The 22,384-nt window shown below is 31.9% G+C and carries 12 protein-coding genes and 3 pseudogenes; all 15 read right to left on the reverse strand.

Annotated elements, in window-relative coordinates; translation table 11 throughout:
• Window positions 1-997, reverse strand: a pseudogene (locus HMPREF1253_RS01495) (DNA helicase); the annotation flags it as partial.
• A gap of 88 nt (window positions 998-1,085) precedes the next feature.
• A complete protein-coding gene (gene ltrA, locus HMPREF1253_RS01500; protein WP_023055010.1) occupies window positions 1,086-2,756 on the reverse strand; it encodes a group II intron reverse transcriptase/maturase in 1,671 nt (556 codons plus the stop codon).
• A gap of 69 nt (window positions 2,757-2,825) precedes the next feature.
• Window positions 2,826-2,963 (reverse strand): hypothetical protein, encoded by a 138-nt coding sequence (locus HMPREF1253_RS10230; protein WP_023055008.1) that lies wholly within the window; start codon window positions 2,961-2,963, stop codon window positions 2,826-2,828.
• Window positions 2,964-3,332: 369 nt separating this feature from the next.
• A pseudogene (locus tag HMPREF1253_RS10675) lies at window positions 3,333-7,337 on the reverse strand (helicase-related protein); the annotation flags it as partial.
• A 2,257-nt stretch (window positions 7,338-9,594) separates the two neighbouring features.
• The gene (locus HMPREF1253_RS01510) at window positions 9,595-10,560 is read right to left on the reverse strand and encodes a DNA cytosine methyltransferase (RefSeq protein ID WP_023054994.1); all 966 of its coding nucleotides are present in this window, start codon (window positions 10,558-10,560) and stop codon (window positions 9,595-9,597) included.
• Window positions 10,553-12,274 carry a DNA topoisomerase 3 gene (locus HMPREF1253_RS01515; protein WP_023055012.1) on the reverse strand — a complete coding sequence of 574 codons (1,722 nt, stop codon included), beginning with the start codon at window positions 12,272-12,274 and terminating at the stop codon, window positions 10,553-10,555. Before HMPREF1253_RS01515 ends, HMPREF1253_RS01510 begins: the two co-directional genes overlap by 8 nt.
• A gap of 63 nt (window positions 12,275-12,337) precedes the next feature.
• Window positions 12,338-13,204: a CD1107 family mobile element protein gene (locus HMPREF1253_RS01520; protein ID WP_023055000.1), complete on the reverse strand. Its 867-nt coding sequence runs from the start codon at window positions 13,202-13,204 to the stop codon at window positions 12,338-12,340.
• 14 nt (window positions 13,205-13,218) lie between these two features.
• Window positions 13,219-15,570, reverse strand: coding sequence for a leucine-rich repeat protein (locus HMPREF1253_RS01525; RefSeq protein WP_023054995.1), 2,352 nt, complete (start codon window positions 15,568-15,570; stop codon window positions 13,219-13,221).
• Window positions 15,557-15,796, reverse strand: a complete 240-nt coding sequence (locus HMPREF1253_RS01530; protein ID WP_023054993.1) for a hypothetical protein — start codon at window positions 15,794-15,796, stop codon at window positions 15,557-15,559. The genes HMPREF1253_RS01525 and HMPREF1253_RS01530 overlap by 14 nt, the downstream gene beginning before the upstream one ends.
• Window positions 15,797-15,810: 14 nt before the next feature.
• Window positions 15,811-18,390, reverse strand: coding sequence for a C40 family peptidase (locus tag HMPREF1253_RS01535; protein ID WP_023055013.1), 2,580 nt, complete (start codon window positions 18,388-18,390; stop codon window positions 15,811-15,813).
• A gap of 7 nt (window positions 18,391-18,397) precedes the next feature.
• Window positions 18,398-20,821: a VirB4-like conjugal transfer ATPase, CD1110 family gene (locus tag HMPREF1253_RS01540; protein ID WP_081696558.1), complete on the reverse strand. Its 2,424-nt coding sequence runs from the start codon at window positions 20,819-20,821 to the stop codon at window positions 18,398-18,400.
• Complete coding sequence (locus tag HMPREF1253_RS01545; RefSeq protein WP_023055006.1) at window positions 20,712-21,122, reverse strand: PrgI family protein; 411 nt, start codon at window positions 21,120-21,122, stop codon at window positions 20,712-20,714. The genes HMPREF1253_RS01540 and HMPREF1253_RS01545 overlap by 110 nt, the downstream gene beginning before the upstream one ends.
• Before the next feature lies 1 nt (window position 21,123).
• Entirely contained in the window at window positions 21,124-21,414 is a 291-nt protein-coding gene (locus HMPREF1253_RS01550; RefSeq protein WP_023055005.1) for a hypothetical protein, read from the reverse strand.
• A gap of 9 nt (window positions 21,415-21,423) precedes the next feature.
• Window positions 21,424-22,287, reverse strand: a complete 864-nt coding sequence (locus HMPREF1253_RS01555) for a VirB6/TrbL-like conjugal transfer protein, CD1112 family (protein ID WP_000466913.1) — start codon at window positions 22,285-22,287, stop codon at window positions 21,424-21,426.
• A gap of 10 nt (window positions 22,288-22,297) precedes the next feature.
• Window positions 22,298-22,381 (reverse strand): annotated as a pseudogene (locus HMPREF1253_RS09810) (Maff2 family mobile element protein); the annotation flags it as partial.
• Between the last annotated feature and the right edge of the window lie 3 nt (window positions 22,382-22,384).

Raw genomic sequence — 22,384 nt, forward strand, 5'->3', positions numbered from 1 at the left:
TAATAGCTACATCATCTACATACTGAGTCCATGTTTTTTCTTCCAAATTTACTTCATATTGAATAGAGTGCTTACCATCTGGTGTTTCTGTATAGGCAAGTCCTATATGGCTTAAATCAGGATATAGTTTGTCAAAGTCTTCATAGCTATTAGATTCTGAAAACTCATAGTTAGAATAATCAACTATCGCCCTTTTTAAATCTTCTAATAATGGTGATTGGTTTTCTAATTCTTCCACTTCTCCCATATCTAAAAGTTTATTAATCTCAGCTAGTCTTAGGGTCTTATCCCTTAACTCATCTGCTTTTTCAAATGGTTTTGTCAATTCTACTTTGGCATTTTCTAAAGATTCTTTATAGTTTTCAAGGTTTTGATTTAACCTATCAAGTCTTGAAGGCATTTTTTCAATGGCATTATCAAGCCTTGTTATATTACCATCAGTAGAGTTTGAAAACTCTCCAAAGTATTCTGCTTTTCCTAGAAGTTTAAAGGTGTGAGTATTAGTCATAAAGTTATATGAAACTTGTAAGTCTAAATTTCTATATTTACCAATAACCTTGCTATCATTTATCTTTACCTTTTTTATTTCTTCTAATAGCTTCTCTCCAGCTTCTTTCTTATCTAAAATTTTATTTCCCCTAAGACTTATTGAAGTGAATTTGCTATCTCCTTCTCCTAATTTCTCAACACTTGCAATATCTTCTTTAACTGCTTGTATTTCCATTTCAGTTTTTAAAATACTTTGAGGATAAATTTTATTTACCTTATCTTCAAGCTTATATTTATTAGACTTGTAGTTTGCTTCAAGCATTTTTAATTTTGTAACTTCATTATCTAAATCCATTTTTTCTTTTATTAAAGGATTACCAGTAGCTAAAGCCTTAATTTCTGAATAAGATAGACTTGCTTCATCAACATCTTCTGCAACTCTTACTGGAGTTTTTGAAGTCATAATTTGAGAAATGAATTTTTGCTTATTCTCTATTGTCTGGTCGAGTAGGTCAGGGATATTACTATCCCTTTCCCCTCTAAGAACCGTGCATGAGAGTTTCCCCTCACACGGCTCAAGTTTTTATAAGCCCTAATTAAAGAGCCAGCGTGTTTTCTTCATCGTTTATATGCAATTTTCTATGACACCAAGGATGTACTAAAGTTTTAAGGGTAATGTTATTTTGAATTGTTTGATGTACTCTAAAGTCTGTATCAATAGTTATTTTCTCTCCACAAACAGGGCATATTCCATTTTGCGTTTTATACAGTCTATTTATAACTGTACGTCCTTTAAGTTCGTTTCGTATTTTTAACTCTTCTCTTTCTTCAAAGTATATTTGCCAATTTTCATCAAATGGATTTGCTTCAGCTTGTATCTTGGTAAATCTTTTAATATCAGTGTCTGTAGCATATTTAAGACGAAGATAGTATTTCTCGCCATTTTCCATTCTGTCGCCAGTTGCTACACTGAAAGTCCAGATTCTATTTCCAATGGTATGGAAGTATTTCTTAGCTATCCATTTTCTACCTTTCTTTGGGTGTCTACGAACGCACCAGGTCCACAAGCTTTTATATATTTCATAATCAAGTTTTTCAAAGGCTTTAGATGAAACATTATATTTATGATAGTTTACCCAACCTATAATGATTGGATTTAATTTTCTAATCAAAATTTCTTGTTTCATTGACGGATTATCTTTTATGATTCGTCTGATTTTATCGACAATAGCCTTGAAGTTCTTATCAGATGGTTTTGTAAGCAACTTATCTTTATACATCCTAATATTAACTCCAAGAAAATCAAAACCGTCATTTATGTGTGTTATGAGTGTCTTTTCCTCTGATAATTCTAAACCTCTTTCAGCCAAGAATTTTACAATGATTGGTTTTACACCATTTTCAAGCAATTCTGCACTTTCCCCTGTAACGATGAAATCATCTGCATATCTAACAAAGTTAACCTTTGGGAAATATGTTTTCTTATTTACTGTTCTTCTATGGTATTTCTCTTTGATTGCTTTTTCTAAACCATCTAATACCATATTGGAAATAATAGGTGATATTGGCGAGCCTTGGGGGCTTCCTGTTTCTGTTGGAAATAGTTTTTGTTTTTCTATATATCCACACTCAAGCCAGAGTTTTAATAATTTCTTGTTCATTGGGATATTATTTAATATCCATTCATGACTTATATTATCAAAACAACCTTTTATATCTCCCTCAAGTACCCATTTTGCAGATTTCTTTTTATTGAGTGATGTAAAACACTGCTCGATAGCATCTTGTGTACATCTTTTTGCCCTAAATCCATAAGAATTAGGGTCAGCAGTAGTTTCTGCTATGGGTTCAAGTGCAAATTTATATAGGGTTTGCATTGCTCTATCTGTCATTGTAGGAATGCTGAGAGGTCTTTTCTTCCCATTTTTCTTTGGTATATACACTCTTTTAAGAGGCTTAGGTTTATATCCTCTTAAATTTAACTTTTCTATCGCCTTATACTTTGCCTGTGGTGTTAGCCATAATTCGCCATCTACACCACTTGTTTTCTTGCCTTGATTTTCAGTTACCCTCTTAATAGCCAAGGCTTTTGCATAAAATGAAGTTGTGAGTAAATGTTGTAAAGATTTTACCTTTCCATATTTACTCATTTTCCACGCTTTCACAATACGCATTTGTAGTTTTTTAACATAGCTTTCTGCTAGAGAAAAGTCTATACTTTCCCAGTTTTTAGCTCTGTTAGTAGTAGCACACATTTTACTGTTCATTTGCTTTCTCCTTTCAAAAATTCTACAAGTTCTCTTGTGATTAAAAACCAAATGGAAGTCTGCACTCTTTCAAGTTAGGGCAAATTTTGAACCCCTATCCATCTCATTACAAGATGGCATTCGCTTTTTCCATTCTCCTTTACCTGCACGATTATCAGCATTTCTTACGATTTGCCTTGCCTTATGGCAATAGTACAGGCTTACCATGTTTCACTTAATTAACATTGATAACTTAGGCTCTACCTCTCTGCCGGTAGTCTTTTTGTCCGTGTAATCCCACTGTGGAAAGGATTATCCGACTACACACCATTTTGGTTCAGGCTTATCAGCAACTTTAGCCTATTCGCCTTAACGACATTTATCAGTAGTTCACATATGTTAGCCATATTATCAAGCCTCGCTCCCTAACCACCTTGTTGCTGGCAGTTTCGGTATTTCCTCACGGTTTTACCTCAAGTAGGGTTACTTTAATATCGGCTTACCACACCTAAGTGCAGTCGATACTCGGCTCAACTAACGGAATAGTTGGTTTGGTCATCATGCCAAACAGTTAAATTAAGCGACTTCATGTCGCACCCATAAATAGGCGTCAAAGGTATTCTCTGTTACATATCTAAAGATATTAACTTTATCATTTTCATTACCTTGGCGAACAATTCTACCACTTCTTTGCTCTAGGTCAGACGGTCTCCACGGAACGTCTAAATCATGTAAGGCTATTAATTTGTTCTGTACATTTGTACCTGCTCCCATTTTTTGAGTAGAGCCTAATAATACTCTTACTTCTCCTCTTCTTACCTTGGAGAATAATTCATCTTTTTGTTTGTCTGTATCTGCTTCATGGATAAAGGCTATTTCCTCTTTTGGTATTCCCATATTTACTAGCTTATTTTTAATATCATCATATATATTAAATTCTCCATCTCCTTTTGGTGTAGACATATCTGAAAATACTAATTGGGTCGATGAATTTTCTTTTGTCTTATCCCAGATCGAAAAGATATTTTTTACACATACATTAACCTTTGAATTAGGATCATCGGGAAGTAGTGGATTTATTAATCTTTGGTCAAGGGCAAGTTTTTTACCATCATTTGTAATCTTTAACATATTATCTTCTGTTGGCTCTACTTGGTTATTTCTAACCGCGTCAGCTCTTTCTGAAATAGCTTCTAATATTTCTTTTTGTTCCTCAGTAGGTTTTGTTTTAATAACTTCGAAGTTTGCTTCTGGTACTGGCAAATTTAACATATCTGAAGTCTTTATATCTGCTACTTCTTTAAACATGCTCATCAGTTCTGGCAAATTATAAAACTTTGAAAATCTTGTCTTTTGCCTATATCCAGTACATTCTGGAGATAATTCAAAGGTGTTTTCTGTTTCTCCAAAAGTAGAAGCCCAAGCGTCAAAATGTTCTAATCCTCTTGCCTTTAAATCGTCATATTGAAGGTATCTTTGCATAGTATAAAGCTCAGTCATTGAATTTGATATTGGTGTACCAGTAGCAAAAACAACTCCCTTGCCATCTGTCATTTCATCCATATACCTACATTTCATATACATATCTGAAGACTTAAAGGCTTCACTTTGACCGATACCTGCAACATTTCTCATCTTGGTATGCAAAAATAAGTTTTTGTAATTATGAGCTTCGTCTATAAATAACTTATCTACTCCTAGTTCTTCAAAGGTTATTACATCATCTTTTTTAAAGTCATCATTTAGTTTTTCAAGTCTTACCAAGAGTTTCTTCTTTGTCTTTTCTAGTTGTTTTACTGTAAAATTTTCTCCTCTATTTCTTTTATTTTCGCCAATAAAGGAAACTATATCATCTATTTGGTCTTGTATATGCCTTACCTGGTATTCCTTAGACATTGGTATTTTTTCAAATTGAGAGTGTCCTATGATGACCGCATCATATTCTCCCGTTGCAATCCTACCAATAAATCTTTTTCTGTTTTTTGGTTGAAAATCTTTTTTATCGGCCACCATAATATTTGCTGACGGATATAATTGCATAAACTCTCTACCAATTTGAGTGGTTAGATGGTTAGGAACTACAAATAATGATTTACTTGCAAGTCCTAACTTTTTAGATTCCATGGCAGAAGCTACCATTTCAAAAGTTTTTCCTGCTCCAACTACATGGGCAAGTAGTGTATTTCCACCATATAAAGTCCTTGCTATGGCATTTTTCTGATGTTCTCGTAGTCTGATTTCAGTATTCATTCCATCAAAAGTTAAGTTAGAACCATCAAATTCTCTATTTCTAATTGAATTGAATTTTTCATTATAAATTTTTTCTAACCTATATCTTCTATCAGGATCTTCAAATATCCAATTCTTAAATTCTTCCTTAATCAGTTCCTGCTTTTGACTTGCAAGCATAGTTTCTTTTTTATTCAATACAGAAGTCTTCGAACCATCATCATTTATTACTTGGTCAAATACCTTTGTATCTTTTAGATTAAGAGCATTTTCAATTAGCTTATAGGCATTCACTCTACTTGTACCATAAGTCATGTTAGCAAGGTCATTAGCCGAGTCAACGCTTTTACCTTCAATATTCCATTCACTTGTGTGTGGCGAGAACCTAACATTTATATTCCACCTATCATAACCTGGGGTTTTTAAAAGATTAAAAGTAAAGTCTTCTATATCTTTTTGAGGTATCCAAGTTGCTCCTAACCTTACATTTATATCAGAGGCAGTTAGTTCTTCAGGCATAACTTCTTGTAATTTTTCTCTTTGATATTTAAGTTTGCCTAACTCGTTTAATAATGTGTCTTTCTTTTCAGAAGGTGCTAAATCTATTACATTTTCAATTTCTCCGATATATGAATTGAGATAGCCAATCTTTTCTCTAATATTTCCACTTAAATATTCATCAGCTGATACATATGAAAAATGAAAGGGATCGTCATTGTCAAAGTTCTCAAAGGGCATTCTGTTATTTATTAGGTCTGTATCCTTAATATCTAAAAATATCTCGCCCTCAAGTTCACCAATTAAGGTGTCCCTATCTTTGTTAGTGATAGATTCCATATATTCAAAATCTACATATCCTTTTTGTGAAACAGATAAGACTAAGGCTTCAAGGGAAGTATCTACACGGTCTACTACTTTTGCCTTTGTTATTGTTCTTTTTGAGAATATATCACTCTTAGCTTTGAAATTATCCTCATCATCAAGTATTTCTATTGATGAAACCAAAGGAAAGTTTGAGTCTTCCTTTAAAGCTCTAGTATTTGATAAGGAGTTAATAAAGCCATGTTTCTTTGAAAAGTTATCATAGACTTCGTTTAACTTTGCTTGTGACTCTTTTATTTCTTCATCAGAAAAATCGTCCTTTTGTTTTTCTATTACATCTTTTAAAGCATTCATTACATCAAGATAATCTTTTATCTTTTCTTTATTTTTTTCTGATATATTCTGCTTGATTAAGACTGAGTTTTCTCTTAGGTAGACTTCCTCGTCAATAATGGTATAGGAAAAATTCTTAACATCATCTGTTGCTGGAAGACTTAATTCTTCATCTTCCAACAGTTCGACCTCTTCATATTTTGAATTTGAAGATATTTCCTTACTTGCAAGATCCATTAAATCCTTTAGATTTTCGTCTTCTTTTGCATCACAAGTGATAGTATTGCCAAATCTTCCAGATACTTCTTTCATATCCCCTAATACCATTTGAGGATTATCTACAAAGTATTTATTATAGGTTAAACCCTTTTTATCAGTTGCTAGGTGTATCCAATCGTCATCTCTTTCTATAACTGAATCTCTCTTCTTTAAGAAAATAATATCTGAAGTAACTTCTGTACCAGCAAGTCCTTTAAATGTTGTATTAGGTAGCCTCATAGCTCCTAAAAATTCACATCTTGCATTAATATATTTTCTAACAGATTCATCTTTTTTATCCATAGTTCCAGATGATGTTATGAAGGCAATAATTCCTCCATTCCTAACCTTATCTATTGACTTTGCAAAAAAATAATCGTGAATCAGAAAGTTATTTCTGTTATATTCACGATCGTTAACTTTAAAATCTCCAAAGGGAACATTTCCTATAACTAAATCGAAAAAGTTATTTGAGAAGTTTGTTTCTTCAAAGCCTTTAATTTGAATATTAGCTTCAGGATAAAGTTCTCTTGCTATTCTTCCGCTTAGACTATCTTTTTCTACTCCATATACTTTAGAGCCTTGTATTTCACTTGGCATATTACCAATGAAATTACCGACCCCTGCAGATGGTTCAAGGATATTCCCAGTCTTAAATCCCATATCTGTTAGAGTCTTATATACTCCATCCATTACTTTTCTAGGTGTATAAAACGATGTTAAGGTAGACTCTCTAGCATTCAAATACTCTTCATTTGTTAGATTTTCTTTTAAAATATTTCTTGCTTCGAGCCATTGTCCTCCCTTTTCTTCATCGAAAACTTCGGCAAGACCTCCCCAACCTAAATAGTCAGCAAGATATGCTTGTTCATACTCTCTTGGACTCCTATTTTCATTTTCAAGTCTTTTTAGCATTTTAATAGCTTTGATATTTTTATCTAGCTTTTCTGATGGTGTAAGGTATTCTGAGTAGATATGATTTTTCAAGTCATAATTTCTAGCAAAACTTATCCTTTCCTTATTAAGTTCATAGCCTAGATTCTTTAAATCTTCTTTTCCCCTCAATAAGTTTTCGGCTGCTTCTCTTGGGACATTGTACCTATTCATCATTTGGTCAATTTCAGGATTATGGCTATCAATAAAGCTTTCTTGCACTACTTGTCTTTCAGTTTGTTTTTCATACTCAGATAACTTATATATTTCATAATTTCCACTATCTAAAATATCATCAATCTTTCTACTTTCTTCAAATGTTTCGCCCTTAAATAAAGGAAATTCTTTCCCATTAACTTCTACTTTAGTTCCAGTTTCAATCAAGTTAATTCCATTAAAGATCTTCTCATCTTCTAAAATAAATTCCTTACCAACCTTTACTGCTAGTTTTTCTGGTGTTTGACTTAGATTTTCAAAGATTTCTTCAAGGTATGAATCGTTTCTGTATGGAATTACTTCCAAACCCCTAATCATACCTCCCATATATTCCATATTATCTCTGATAGTGACAGTTTTAAGTCCTCCACTTAGTTCATCAAAATCTGTAATGGTAAAGTCCTTATCTTTATATCTAACCTGATCGCCTATCTTAAATTTAGGCTCTATCTTTTCTTTAATTTCTTCTTGTAAAGATTTTTCCTCGCTTAGTGCAACCTGCTCTTCTAAATATGAAAATTCACGCTCATTTACTTCTTCACCATCACCAAGGTCAATCCTATAGTGCTCGATAACTTCACCGTCTACATAGTGGTCAAAATAGAATTTGAAATATCCGATATAATCATCAGTCATTTCTCCAAATTCATTTTCTCCAAGAGTTTGATTATGGTCTTTAACATCAATATCCCTTTGTCTTAGGACATTAATTAAGTCTTTAGTTACTATCTGCCCACTATAATCGGGAACTAATTCGTGGTTTTCATTAAATTCTACAATCCAGTAGTCTTTTCTTTTTTCAATATTGTTGCCATCAAAAAAAGAAGCTTCATCAGCTTCCTTTTCTTGGCTTATTTCATTTTCTAAGCTTCCACGTATTCCTTGATTGCCATTCTCTTCACTGTTGCCATCAAGTTGTTCATCTGTCCTTGGTATTCCTCTGGATTCTCTCTCATCATCTTCTCTGTCAATCCTTGTGCTCTCATCATCTTGACTTTCTCTCTCTTGATAAAGTCCACTGCCTGATCTTGAATTTCCTTCAGATGGTTCAAAAGTGTTTTCTCCTCGTACATTTCCTGAAGTTTCTTCCAGTTCTCCATGTCCTCGCTCCCTACTAGGTAAGACAGTCTTAGGACTGCGTAAGTCGGATTCGGAAATCTCTCCATAAATTCCAGATCCTTCTCCATCATATCCAAGGCTTTCTCTTCGATCTTCATCGCTATTTCCTCTGTCGCTTCCATCTGTGAAAACTCGTCCATCTCTACTTCTTGACCTATCATCTCGTCTATATAAATCATTTTGACCTCCTCTATCTTCATTTGTATTTTCTATATCTCTATTATAGTCGGCATCGGCCCTTTCTGTCAGCAGCCTAGCACGATCCATTTCCTTAGATTTTTCTATTGTGCTATCTATAATATCTTCGCTAATCCTTGATATTACAAGACCTATCTGTTCTAAAGAAATTGTATTAATCCTAGAAAAATTATTTTTTAAATTTTCCATATCCATAGGGTAGACTGTATTAAACCTATTAGCTACCGCATAGGATATTGAGTCTCTCATAAACTTTTCAAAGCTAAGTCTATCCTCTATATCTATCCTTAAATCAGCAAGAGCCAAGTTAATATATTCATCTCCATAAATTCGACTTAAAGAAAATATATTTTCATTAAGTGAATCACTAGCTTCAAATGAAGAAGCATTTATTATTTCTTTTAAAGCCTCGTTATGGTTTTCGTGATCAAACTGCCATAAGCTAACCTCATTGATATTCCTATCCATTGATGTGGTTTGACTAATATCGAAAATATATGAAATTCTTTGATTTACATCACTTCCAACTAAAATTGGAATACCCTTTTGACCCCTCATAACAACTCTGCCAAAATATTTCTTCCACATATCAAAAGTCGCACAAGCTATAGCTTCAGGTTCTTTGTTATATATACTTAGTTGGCTTGAAAAATCATATTTCTGATTATTGCCTATAACTTTTAAGAGTTTTAAATATTCTTTTTCTTCTTGTAACACTTCATACTTTATTGCTTCTTGTATATTTTTAAAATCATTTACTTGCATTTCCTACCTCCATTCTTTGAATTTCTTTTATAATAGCCATTAAAACATCAACCACAATAGAATTGCCGGCCTGCTTATATAGTTTACTTGAGGTGCAATTTTTTCTTCTTGGATGTACTTCTTCTAGTTTGTCAATATCACTATCATCAAAACCCATGAGTCTTAGGCATTCTCTTTCTGTTAAATACCTATATTGACCGTTTCCAATATCTATTATTCCAGAATTAGGTACTCTCATCTGTTTTGTAGAAATAGTATAAGAAAAATCTTTAATAACTTTTAGTCGCCCTCTAAAACTGTTATCTATGCATTTATTTAAAAATTTCAGCATATAAGGTTGGGTCATTGTATAAAGTTCACTTACATCCTTTTCTAAAAATTCACTTAGTGGTCTTGTTTCTTTCCTCTCCAATTTATTAAAAGAAAAATTATTTGCTCCAAGACATGAAACAACAAATATCCTCTCCCTTTTTTGAGGTATCCCAAAGTCCATTGCATTTAAGATTTCATATTTGCTTTTATATCCAAGGTTTTCTAGCTCTTTTAGATAAATAAAAAAGGAGTCCCTCATATTTCTATCAAGGACTCCCTTTACATTTTCCCAAATTATCCATTTAGGTTTATCTTTCATTTCTTTGATTATTCTAATTGTTTCAAATAGTAAGCTTGATCTAGTTCCTGAATTCTTAACTCCTCCTTGCTTTTTTCCTATTCTTGAAAAGTCTTGGCAAGGACTTCCATGCATAATTAAGTCTATCTTTTCATTAGGTGCTTTATATCCTACAACTGATTTTGGCTTATAGTCTTCTCCATAAAGTGCGTTATATGATTTAACACAAGCCTTATCTATTTCTACATAATCAACTACTTCATAAGGTATCTTTAAATTAATAAAAGCCTTTCTAATAGCACCTATGCCGCCGAAAAGCTCTAATATCTTCACCTTATTCATTTAGATTATTCTTGTACCTATCTACAAGCTCCCTTATACTATCTTCAATTTCTCTTAAAAAGTCTTCTTTATCTACTTTTCCAGAGCTAATCTTTGCAAGTTTCATTTCCCATTCAGAAGTTGTTTCTGCCGACTTAAACTTATCCTCTACAATCGATACAAGTCTATTGCCTTTTTCTGTTACAAGTAAGTTTTTCTTATCTCTTTTTATAAGGTCCTTATGGATAAGATTTTCAATAATTCCTGCTCTTGTAGCTGGTGTTCCTAAGCCTTTTCTTTCTACTTCTATGTCTTTATCCAAGGATTCTACTCCTGCATTCTCCATAGCCTTTAAAAGTGTATCTTCATTATAATGACTTGGAGCTTTGGTAAATTTCTCCGATATATTTTTAGAAGTTAGCTTAATTTTATCTCCAGTCTTTACATCTGGTAATTCATTTTCTTGTCTTTGTTTTCCATAAGGCTTTAAATACTTGGCATAACCTTCATCGATTATAGTCTTGCCACTTGCATTAAAGTTAAACTTGTCATATTCATATTTGATTTTTCTACTAGATTCCTTTAAGTTATCCGAACATGAAGCAAGTAATTTATTCTTAATTAGATTATAGATTTTGCTTTCTTTATCAGATATATCTTTAGCTTTTCCAATACCTAATATAGTAGGAATAATTGCATAGTGGTCTGTAACCTTAGATGAATTAAAAATAGACTTATAATTTGATTCATTGATTTTAAAATCATCTTCAAGTCCTTCTAATAATTCTTTCATAGTATTAACCATATCATCGGTTAAATACCTACTATCTGTTCTTGGATATGTGATTAGCTTTTTTTCATACAAGCCTTGTGCCAGGTTTAAAGTGTCATTTGCTGAATATCCAAAATATTTATTTGCTTCTCTTTGTAAGGTAGTGAGATCATAAGGCTTATCTGGTTTTGTGCTTACCTCTTTATCTTCTACCTCTGTAATAACTATTTCATCTTCTAGTAGATTTAATAGTTGTTCTGCAACTTCAATTCTATCAATCCTATCTGATACAAGTTTCAATCCTTCATAAGATATGTCAACTGTATAATATTTTTGCTTCTTAAATAGGTTTATTTCGCTATCTCTTTTAGCTATTAAATATAGAGTTGGTGTTTGTACTCTACCAACTGAATATGTTTCCTTATAAATGCAAGAATAAAGCCTACTTAAATTCATTCCCACCAGCCAATCAGCAATTGCTCTTGCACTTGCTGATCTATATAGGTCTTCAAAGTTTTCTCCGTTTTTAAGATTTCTAAATCCATCTTCAATAGCTTTGTTTTCCATTGAAGATATCCAAAGTCTTTGAATCTTCTTCTTACATTTAGCTTGATTATATACAAGCCTAAAAATAAGTTCTCCTTCTCTACCAGCATCACAAGCATTTATAACTGTGTCGATGTTCTTATCGTTTAAAAGTTTCTTTAAAACTCCATATTGTTTCTTAGTGCTTTTAGATACTTCATAAATATAGTCTTCTGGGATTATAGGAAGAGTGTCTATTGTCCATTTCTTCCATTTTTCGTCTATCTTATCTGGACTTGCCATTTGAATTAAATGACCGACACACCAAGAAACAATGTATCCATTCCCCTCATAATATCCGTTTTTTCTTGTTCTTGATCCAATTACTTTTGCAATTGTAACTGCTACACTTGGCTTTTCTGCTATTACTAACTTCATTAATACCTCCATAAATAAAAAAAGAGCGAAAGATTTCTCTCTCGCTCAAACTTTTAAAAATTATTATAATAGTTCATCTTCATCGTCTTCATCTAAAGATTCTTCATTACTTTCTTCATTGTCAGATTCATCTTCTGACTCACTAATATAATCCTTATCATCTTCTTCAAAGTCTTCCAACATTTTATCTTCTTTTGCTTTAACTACTTTAAAATAATATCCCGCTCCTATAACTCCTCCAATTACAAGTGCAACAATTAGAAATGAACCTATCCCGCTTTTCTTTTCTTCTTTTACTGGAACAGTCTTAGGTTCTTCTTTTTTTACTTCTTCTTTCTTAGGCTCTTCAACCTTTATAGTGTTTTTATCTTCTGATTCAATCATATTAAGTAGATCTTGCTCTCCTACTTCTGTTAATAATCTTACATTATCCTGGTTTGATGAGTGATCCACTATTAGGTGCATAGTTTTTCCACTTTTAGTTTGAAATGTTAAAAATTGTCTTACATCTACTGGATTTTCTTTATCTTTTTCTGTGTCTCCACTTGGTGTTATATCTTTTCCATTCCTATCTACATTTTCAATTACTGAACCTCTTGCTTTATTTTCCTGTGTCGCAAGATTATTTACTGCCTTTGTATTACCACCTTTTACAAGTGGTGTTTTCTTCGGAGGATTATTTGAAGGCTTATTTGCTTCACTTGTATTTCCTGGTATTCTTGGAACATCTTGATAAGGAATTTCTTCTTTTGATGGTGTAAAAACATCGTCTTTCAACATTTTTTCAAATTCTTCTTTTTGTGGTTCATATATTGATTCACTTTGATTTTCTATTTGCCCTTCATTTGTCATTGCAAATGTAGTTACTGGTACTGTAAATGTAAAAAGGAGTAACGCTATGGCTACTCCTCGTTTAATGCTCATATTCATTTTTCTATCCTTTCTTATTTTACATTTTTAAATACATAGACTGCTTTTCTATCATTGTCCCATTCTATTGTTTGGTTTTTACCATCTTTAATATCTCCATGACTTGCTCCAAAAGCTTTGGCAATGTTTGAAATTGAAGCATGAATTCTTCCATTTATAATCACTGGCTTAACATCTGAATTGTAGACCTTTCCATCTGAATCTTTCATAACACCAGTATCAATATTTAGTCTTAATGTCTTTTTAGCTAGGATATTATTCTCTTTATTTGAGAAAATAGCTTCACGAGTAGAGTTGTCGTACTCAACATTAAAACCTAGAGTATATGCAATATATCTTACTGGAATCATAGTTCTTCCTTGGTCTACATAAGTTTTTACGTCCATATAGACTGTTGTCTTACCATCTTTGTTGATAATGTTATAGAAGTTTTTGTCTACTTGGAAAACTGCAAATTCTTTTTCATCTTTAACTTGTTTTTTACCTTGTTGTTCCTCTTGCTTTTTCATCTTGTTAAGATCAAATTGATTTAGGATGTTCTTATCATCAGCTTTCAAAAGTTCGTCCCACTTCTTATCTTGAGATTTCTTATCTTCTTTCTTCTCTTTGTTTTCTTTTTGGAGTTTTAGAAGTTCATCTAATTTCTTAGATAAGCCTTGGTTTATATTTTTTTCTTTTTCATCTTTAGCTTGCTTTTCAAGTTCTTCTTTAGCTTTTTTATTTGCTTCCTCGATTAACTTCTTGGCTTCTTCAATTTTCTTATCTAACTCTTCTTTTAGCTTTTTAATTTCTTCTTCAGAAGCTTTTTGTTTTCCTTCTAGTCCTTTAATCTTCTCTTCTAATTCTTTTTTTGTATTTTCAGAAGATTCTTTTAAACTATCAATAGCCTTTTGAAGCTCTTCAATTTTCTTACAGCATTCTGACTTAGAATTTTCTGTTTCTTTCTTTTTAGACTCTAAATCTTTTATCTTATTATCTTTTTCATCAAGAGCTTTTTCTAAGCCCTTAATTTTATTATCTTTATCCTCAATTTCTTTAGTCTTTTTTGCAAGTTCTCCTTCTAAAGACTCAAGCTTTTCTTGCATTTCTTTGATTTTATTTTCGTTTTTATCTGTCTTTTCTTTCTCAGCTTCTAACTCCCATTTTGTAGATGAATAATCTTCTTTTAGTTTTGCATTTTCATCTTGTAATCTTTTTAATTCATCTTTAAGCTGAGTAATTTCTGCTATTAGTTCATCATTATTGGAGTTTTTAAGATCCTCAATTTCTTTATTCAATTGAGCAATCTTATTGTCTTTATCTCTAATTTCTTCTTCTAGCCTAGCTTTTTCTTGTTTTAGTTTCTCTCCATTATCTTTGCAAGATTCTAACTTTTCCTTTAACTCATCTATCTTTGATTGATCTTCTTGTTTCTTATCATTTAAGTCTTTGATCTGATTTTCTAAGTCCTTAATGTTTTTAGTTAAATCATCAATCTTGTTGTCCTTTTCATCAATATCTTGTCCTGTCAAATCAGTTTGAGTACCAATGGAATATTTATTTGGATTGTATATAGTCATCTTTCCTTGATACATATCATTGTTATAATCAAATTCAAGTTCTACACTATCTACGTTCTTATCAAAGACAAACTCTCCATTTTCAAACCTTAATCCATTAGGAATAGATTTGAATCCTTGATTTCCGTTGAAACCAAAATGATTTTCGTAAAATGGATTTTGTTTTGGTCTATATTCAACATCTTGATTATGGAATACTCCTTTACTGTTAATGTTTGGATTGCCTAAAACTTTTACAGTGTGCAGTTTATTTCTTGAAAAAGCATACTGTTCAATTGTCTTCACAGACCTCGGTATAGTTATTTCTTGGAGGTTATTTCTTTCAAAAGCATTATGTTCAATATTTACCAAAGTATCAGGTAAAGTCACTTCTCTAAGTCCACAATTGAAAAATGCTAAACCACCAAGATAAGTTAGACTATTTGATAGTTTTACCTCGTCTATACTTGCATCGTAAAAGGCAGCATAACCTAAATGCTTAACAGAATCAGGAATAATTACTTTATCCCAATGTTTGCCACGTCCAAATTCTCTTTTATATCTAAGTTCATCGTTTGAATGACTTAAAGAATAATTTCCATTTATAGATTTCGTTCCTTCAGGAAATACTAGAACATTTGTCTTTTCTTTCTTTTCTAAGCCCTTATCACTAAAGGCTATTATATTTCCCTCAGAGGAATACATAAAATCATCTTCCGTCCAAGTAACATCAGACTTTGCAAATGCACTTGTATGCACAGTTGATGTCAAAATTAATAAAAGAGCCATAAAAAAGGCTCTTAGTCTGTTCGTATTAAATTTCTTCATTATGAATGTTCTCCTTTTCTTTTAATTTTTCTTCTCTTTTTCTATCATTGATTTTCTCCATTAATTCTTCCAAGCTGATATTGTTCCTCCTAAGAGTTACAATTATTTCTTCATTTTCAACTTGTATTTCTTCATCGCAAATTTCCTTGTATTTTGCATTTAGATTTTTTAATTTCTCTTCTATTTTTTTCTTTTTGTTTCTAATACTTATAAGCTTCCTGTTCACATAATATCTCCCTTCTATCTTGGTCTTCCAAAACCATAAAAGTGTGATTTCCAATATTTTGAATTTATTGATGTGTATTGAATTGGATCTCCTGCGTGAATCATCATTCCGTTACCTGCATATATTCCTACGTGAGATATTGGTGTTCCACTGTTATATGTTGAGTGGAAAAATATAATATCTCCAGGTTGAGCTTCACTTGGACTTACTGGATTACAATAGTCTTTGTATATTCTCCATGCAGTTGTTCTTGGCATTCTCTTTACACCAGACTTTGTAAATGACCAACATACAAAACCTGAGCAGTCAAAGTTAGATGGTCCACTTGCTCCAAACACATATCTTTTACCTATATGTTTTTCTGCTTCATTAAATAAGGCTTTTGCAGTAGCTGAATCAAAAGCAAGACCAGGATTTCCAAAGTTTGGATTATCTACTATTTCTCCTAAGTCCCCATTACCTGTTCCAAAAACATCTCCCATATTTCCCTTAGCTTCAAGAAGAGCTTCATAATGAACTACATTGTCTGGATAATCTTTAAATATTTCCCTAACAACTTCATCCATTTCTTTTTTCTTTAAAGTTACAATTAACTTTTTATATTCGTACTCTTCTTTTTCATAGCTAGTATAAGGATTGCCACGACTATCATATCTAGTTCTTGCTACTGTTCTTGTTCTAATTTCAATTTCTTCCTTAAAGTCAAGCTTATACATCTTATCGAAAAGTTCTTTTAAAATTCCTTTTACTTCAGATGCTGATTTTACTTCCCCATATCTTGAAGTTATATAGGATAAAAGTTCATGAGTATTATGACCAATTTCTCCTTCTTTGTTTATGATATATTCGTCATATCCAGGATGACTTGTTTTTACACTTTCTATTTGTGATTGTAGGTCATATTCCATTGATGAAAATTCTTGATTAACTTCACTTAGAACTGTATCTTGTGATAAGTATGTTGTTGTCATTACTGAGTTAACAGAGTTACTTAATCCACTCATACCAACACTCCCACCACCAATCATGATTGATAGCATAAGACCTAGTCCTATTACTAGAAATAGAATCATCTTACTTTTTCTTACGATAAGCTCTTTAGAAGCCTTACCTAAACTTAAAATAGCTTTTTTAACTCGATCTACCAGTCTTGTTTCGTGCTTTTTAGCTATCATGCTCTTCATTTGCTTTCTCTGGTAAAACTTCTTAAATCTATTTTTCTTTATATAGGCGTCTGACTTTTTTAAATCTTCCAAGCCACTTTTAAACTCCAACTTGCTTTTTCTCTTTCTTATTTTCTTATCAAGTTTAGATAACTTTTTTAAGGACTTTTTCTTTTTGTCTAACTTATATTTCCTTATTCCATGCTGAAGCTTAGAGCTTACATTAGCGACTTTTTCTCCAGATTCTACACCAGTATTGTCCGATCCTGAACTTAAATAATCTCTCACTAACTCTGATGACTTAGCTCCAGATAATAAAACCCCAGAAGATAGACTTCCTTTAGTTTTATTCTTTAAAATATTATCCTTTAGCTTGCTTTTAGACTTTTCAAGCTCACCAATCTTTTTATCTGAGATAAAATCTTTAACATCTTGTGCTTTCTTAGAATCTTTCGTTGTAACTTTCTTAGATTCACTTTTTAAGTCATCGATTTTCTTTCGAGTGAATTTATCACTTTCATAATTTTTTCTTTTGTAGTAAGTCTTCTTTTTGTTAACTTTCTTTTGTTCTGAAGGTTTAAGGCTTGTTTCTTTTTCATCTTTTATAAATTCTTGATTATTTTCTTTAATCTCAGGATTATCTAAAGTTTTTTCTGTATCAATTTCGCTTAGCTTACTTTCTTTATCTTTTTCTTTAGAAATTTTTTCCTTATCTCTAAACTTCTTTTCTTGATAAAGTTTCTGCTTTTGTTTTTTATCGATATTAGCATTACTATCGTTCTTGCTTACTTCATCTTTAACAAGCTTATCTCTTCTATATATTCTCTTACTTTTCTTTGCTTCAATAGGTTTTTCTTCACTTGTATGGATTCGCTTAGACTCTTTCTCGTTGATTTTGTCTTGGAATTTATCCTTACTATGGATAAGTTTATCCTCATAATTTTTAAGAACTTGTCTTTTACTTGATGGTTTCTTATTGCTTATTGGTTGAGACTTAGCTGAAATATCATCTGTTGTTAGTTTATTAGAATTAATATTTCTACTGTTTTCACTATCAAAATTTACTTTTTTAAAGTCTACATCTAAGTCTTCATCAAGTTTAAAGCTTTCATCTGTCCTTATTTCAAGATTAGCTTGTTTTGTTTCTTCAGCCTTATTCTTATTATTTAAAACTTCTTTTCTGATTCTTTCCTTGTTTTTAGCCTTCTGAAAATCTTTTAGTTTATCTTGTTTTTGATCTTTAGCTAATATATTCTCATGGATAAGTTTAGATTCTTTTTCTGAAATTTTATCTCCGAACCTATCCTTAGTCTTAATAATCTTATTAGTATAATCATCTGAATGAACAAGTTTACTATCTATATTCTTTTCAGGAGCGTCCCTATTTCGGATAATTTTATTTTGAAAATCTTTTTTTAGTTTTTTATCCATATCACACCTACTTAGCTTCTTCTGGTTTTGTTGTCATCAGCTTATATAGCATGGTGTCTTTAGGGAATTTATCTATAAAGGGAACAATGGTATTTCCAAAGAATAATAGTCCCTCACCTGCATTTGAATTAGTTATATAGTTTAGCTGATAAGGCGATATTTTTAATTTCTTAGCAAGAATATCTCTATCTCCAGATGCTTGATTTAACATTAGAACAAAGTCTGTATTATCAAAGATATTTTCAATTTCCTGACTTGTTAAAAGGTCTTTTACGTTTTGAGTTATACCTGTTGGAATACCTCCCCATTTTCTAAATCTTTTCCAGATTTCTACTGAATATGAAGCAGTTTGTGGATCTTTTAATAAAAGGTGGAACTCATCTATATAGTATCTAGTAGACTTGCTTCCTCTATTTAGGGAAACCTTGTTCCAAACTTGGTCTTGAATTACAAGCATACCTATTTTTTTAAGTTGTGTTCCTAGCTCTTTTATATCAAAACAGAGCAATTGCCTATTTAGGTCAACATTTGACCTATTATTAAATACATTAAGACTTCCCTTAACATAAATTTCCATTTCTGTTGCGAGCTTCCTGCCAACTCCCTCTTCTTGAGATAGGAGCATATCGTATAAATCTCCTAATATAGGCATATTTTCTGGTTTTGGGTCTTCAAAATACTTTTGAAATATCTTTGGTAAGCACCTATCTATGACAGATTTTTCTGCAGCAGTAAGACCAGATCCTCCTACTACAAGTTCAAGCATAGACATTATGAAATTTGCCTTATCTTTTAAAGGTGCGTCCCCATCTCCATAGTTCATATTTATATCTAGTGGATTTAGATAGTCCTTTGACTTTGCTGAAACTTTAATAACTTCTCCATTAAATTGTTTAACAAGGTTTGAATACTCGCCCTCAGGATCACAAATAATTACATCATCGTCTGTTACAAGAATTGCATTTGCCATCTCTCTCTTTGCCGAGAAAGATTTACCAGAACCTGGTGTACCCAATATTAATCCGTTAGGGTTCTTTAGTTTCTTCCTATCTGCCATAATCAAGTTTTGGCTAAGGGCATTTAAGCCATAGTACAAAGAATTTGCCGAATCAATAAATAGCTCTTCTGTTGTAAAAGGCATAAATACTGCCGTTGATGATGAAGTTAAAAATCTTTTTATTTCGACTTGATTAACTCCTAAAGGTAAGACAGAAACAAGTCCTTGCTCTTGTTGATGAGATAATCTTTTTACCTGACAATTATGTCTGTTAGCAATTGATGAGATTTGTGCAATGGTATTTTCTAATTTTTGATTAGTCCTAGCAAAATTCATCATTACTATGCTAACTACAAAAAGCCTTTCATCTCTATTCTGTAAGTCAGATAACATGGACTTAACATCAGCTCCAAAAGTATTTATATCTGAAGGAATAATATCCATATCATATCCAGCACGAACAGCTTTCTTTTGTTCTTCAATTTTCATTCTGTCCAGGTCTGTGTTCTTTCTCTTAATGAGTTTAATAGCTTCTGCTTGTTCAACTACATCTATATGAAAAGCTACATAAATATTGTCATCAATATCTAAAAACTCAGATAACATTCTGTCTGATAGCTCACTTGCAAGTATTTGAAAATGGCTTACAGCTCCAATGAATTTCCCAAATTTAAAATTATTTGCTGGTGCAAAATTAAAGATATTGGGAGTTATATGTGATTTTGTAGACTCTTTCTTCTTCAAATCTTTATATGAAAAATCAAAGTTCTTGTCTGGATTTAACATATCGTGAACAAGTCTTAGTCTTTCTTCGCCATCAAGGCTTTCTGCTCTTACTCCCATAGATTTAAAGTTAGATAAAATATCTACTTCAAGTCTATTTAACTTTGCTCTTGCTTGCTCTAGGTTATCGGCTTCTATTGTAAAGGTTATATACTTCATCTTTTTAAGTCCGTTATTTCCCTTTGTAAGTTGAAGCTTTAACATCTCTCTAAACTCTTTTCTTACATCGTCATAGAAGTCCCCCTTATCAGCAATTTTAATTGCATCTTGTAGGTCTTTATTTCTTCCTAATTGATTTACATATGAAAGTTCAATGTGTACACTTGGATCAAAAGAATTTAAAAAGTTGGCAAATTGGTTAAAGATTAAATCTCTATCTTCTTCCAATGCCAACTGGTAATTTATATCTTGAAATGAAATTGTCTTTGAATAATTTTTTTCGTCTAACTGGCAAATGCCCTCTGGTAACATTCTTATATATGGAATAGTGTCCTCAACAGTAAATCTCTTTTTCTCTTTCTTTAAAATTACACTTAGAAGACTATTTGTTGGATCTTTCTTTGTTTTTAGCCTTCTTACTTCCTTTCGGTCTTTTTTTAATTGTTTTTCCCTTAGATTTAAGTCGCTGATTTGCTTTTTTCTTTGCTTCAAGGTATGCCTCCTTTCTTATTCTCTTAGTTGGTTGATAAAACTTATGAAGATAGAAAAATTTAAAATATTTTTCAAAAGTTAAGGTGTCTTTTTCATATAAGGTTATAAAAAAGATTGGCAGGGTTACTATTAGCATTACAATAATAGAAACATCATTAGGTAGATATTTCTTCATAAATAAATAGGTTGGTATGCCAATTACTCCTGCCACAGAAAAACCTATAAGTTGTCTTTTAGTTAAGTTAAAGGCAACCTTCGTTTTAATCTTGTCCAAATCTTTTGGTATTGGTACATACGCCATTTTAATCTCCCTCTACTTCTTCTTTGGAAAGTTCAAGTATATGGTCATAATTAGATATTGTTTCTTCTTCTAGGTAGCTAATTCTTTCTTCTAATTCTTCTTGTTTTTCTTCATTTCTATCATTGTATTCTCCTTGATACATAACAAATTCATTGTGACATCTTCCGAGTCTATTTATTCTCCTCTTTAAGTTTCTAATCTCTTCATTTCTTTTTTTCTCTTTTAAGAATTCATAAGTTCCTCCTAATAAAATTCCAAGTCCCAATAAAGCACAATTTTTCTTTTTTAACATTTATTCCTCCTAGTGCGTATTCATAATACTTTTTGCAACTGTTCCACTCTTAAACATCATAAGTCCAAGTAGTAGAGCATATCCTAATATACTAAACAAGCTTGCGTGAATATCTGTAATCTGTACCGTTCTTATTAAAACGGTGTAGATACCTAAACATATCATCAAAAACAAACCTTGTAGTCCCAAGGCAAAAAGTCCCTTGATATAATTTGTTCCAATCTGACCCCATTCTTTATTTCCCATAGTCGCAAATGGTATGGATGATACTGATGAGTAGACATATATTTCAAACATACGCCCATATACTATTAGGGTAATAGTTAAAGATATACATTGAATTGCAATCCTTACAAGGCTTGTTTCAACTAATATCATTATTAATGCACCAACATCTTTTTCTTTTAATGTATCAACCATTGCAACTATCTGATCTCCTGAAACAGTGGCAGAAGTAGTGATTACCCCTGCCGCTTTGTTTACAAGATTTTGTGCCACATCAAAGACTGCCATTGAAAATTCAAAGGCATGGCTTGCAAGGTAGACTGCTATAAACATCTTTATAATATATTTGAAAAACTCAAAAGTATCTGTATCATGCATATTATTCTTTTGCATAACCATATTTATGAGTTCAATACATAAAACTGCTGTTATGATAAGACCTGCTATTGGAACAATCACATTATCATTAATGTTTTTTATGAAGTTATATACTTCTCCATTCCAACCCATTGGTGTCTTTCCAACATCAGTTGCAATAACTCCTACCTTGTCATTTATATCTAAGAACATGGACTCAAGATTTGCTTTGATACCTCCGAGTAGCATATCCTTAAAAAATTCAGTTAGCTTGTCAAAGATACCAAACATAGACTTTCTCCTAATTTAAAGCATTTGCAAGTAGTGGAATTAATTTAATACCGATTAGTACAATTCCCCCACCAGCCATAAGCTGCTTTATGCCTAA

This window comes from Peptoniphilus sp. BV3C26, assembly GCF_000478985.1.
GTDB classification, from domain to species: domain Bacteria; phylum Bacillota; class Clostridia; order Tissierellales; family Peptoniphilaceae; genus Peptoniphilus_B; species Peptoniphilus_B koenoeneniae.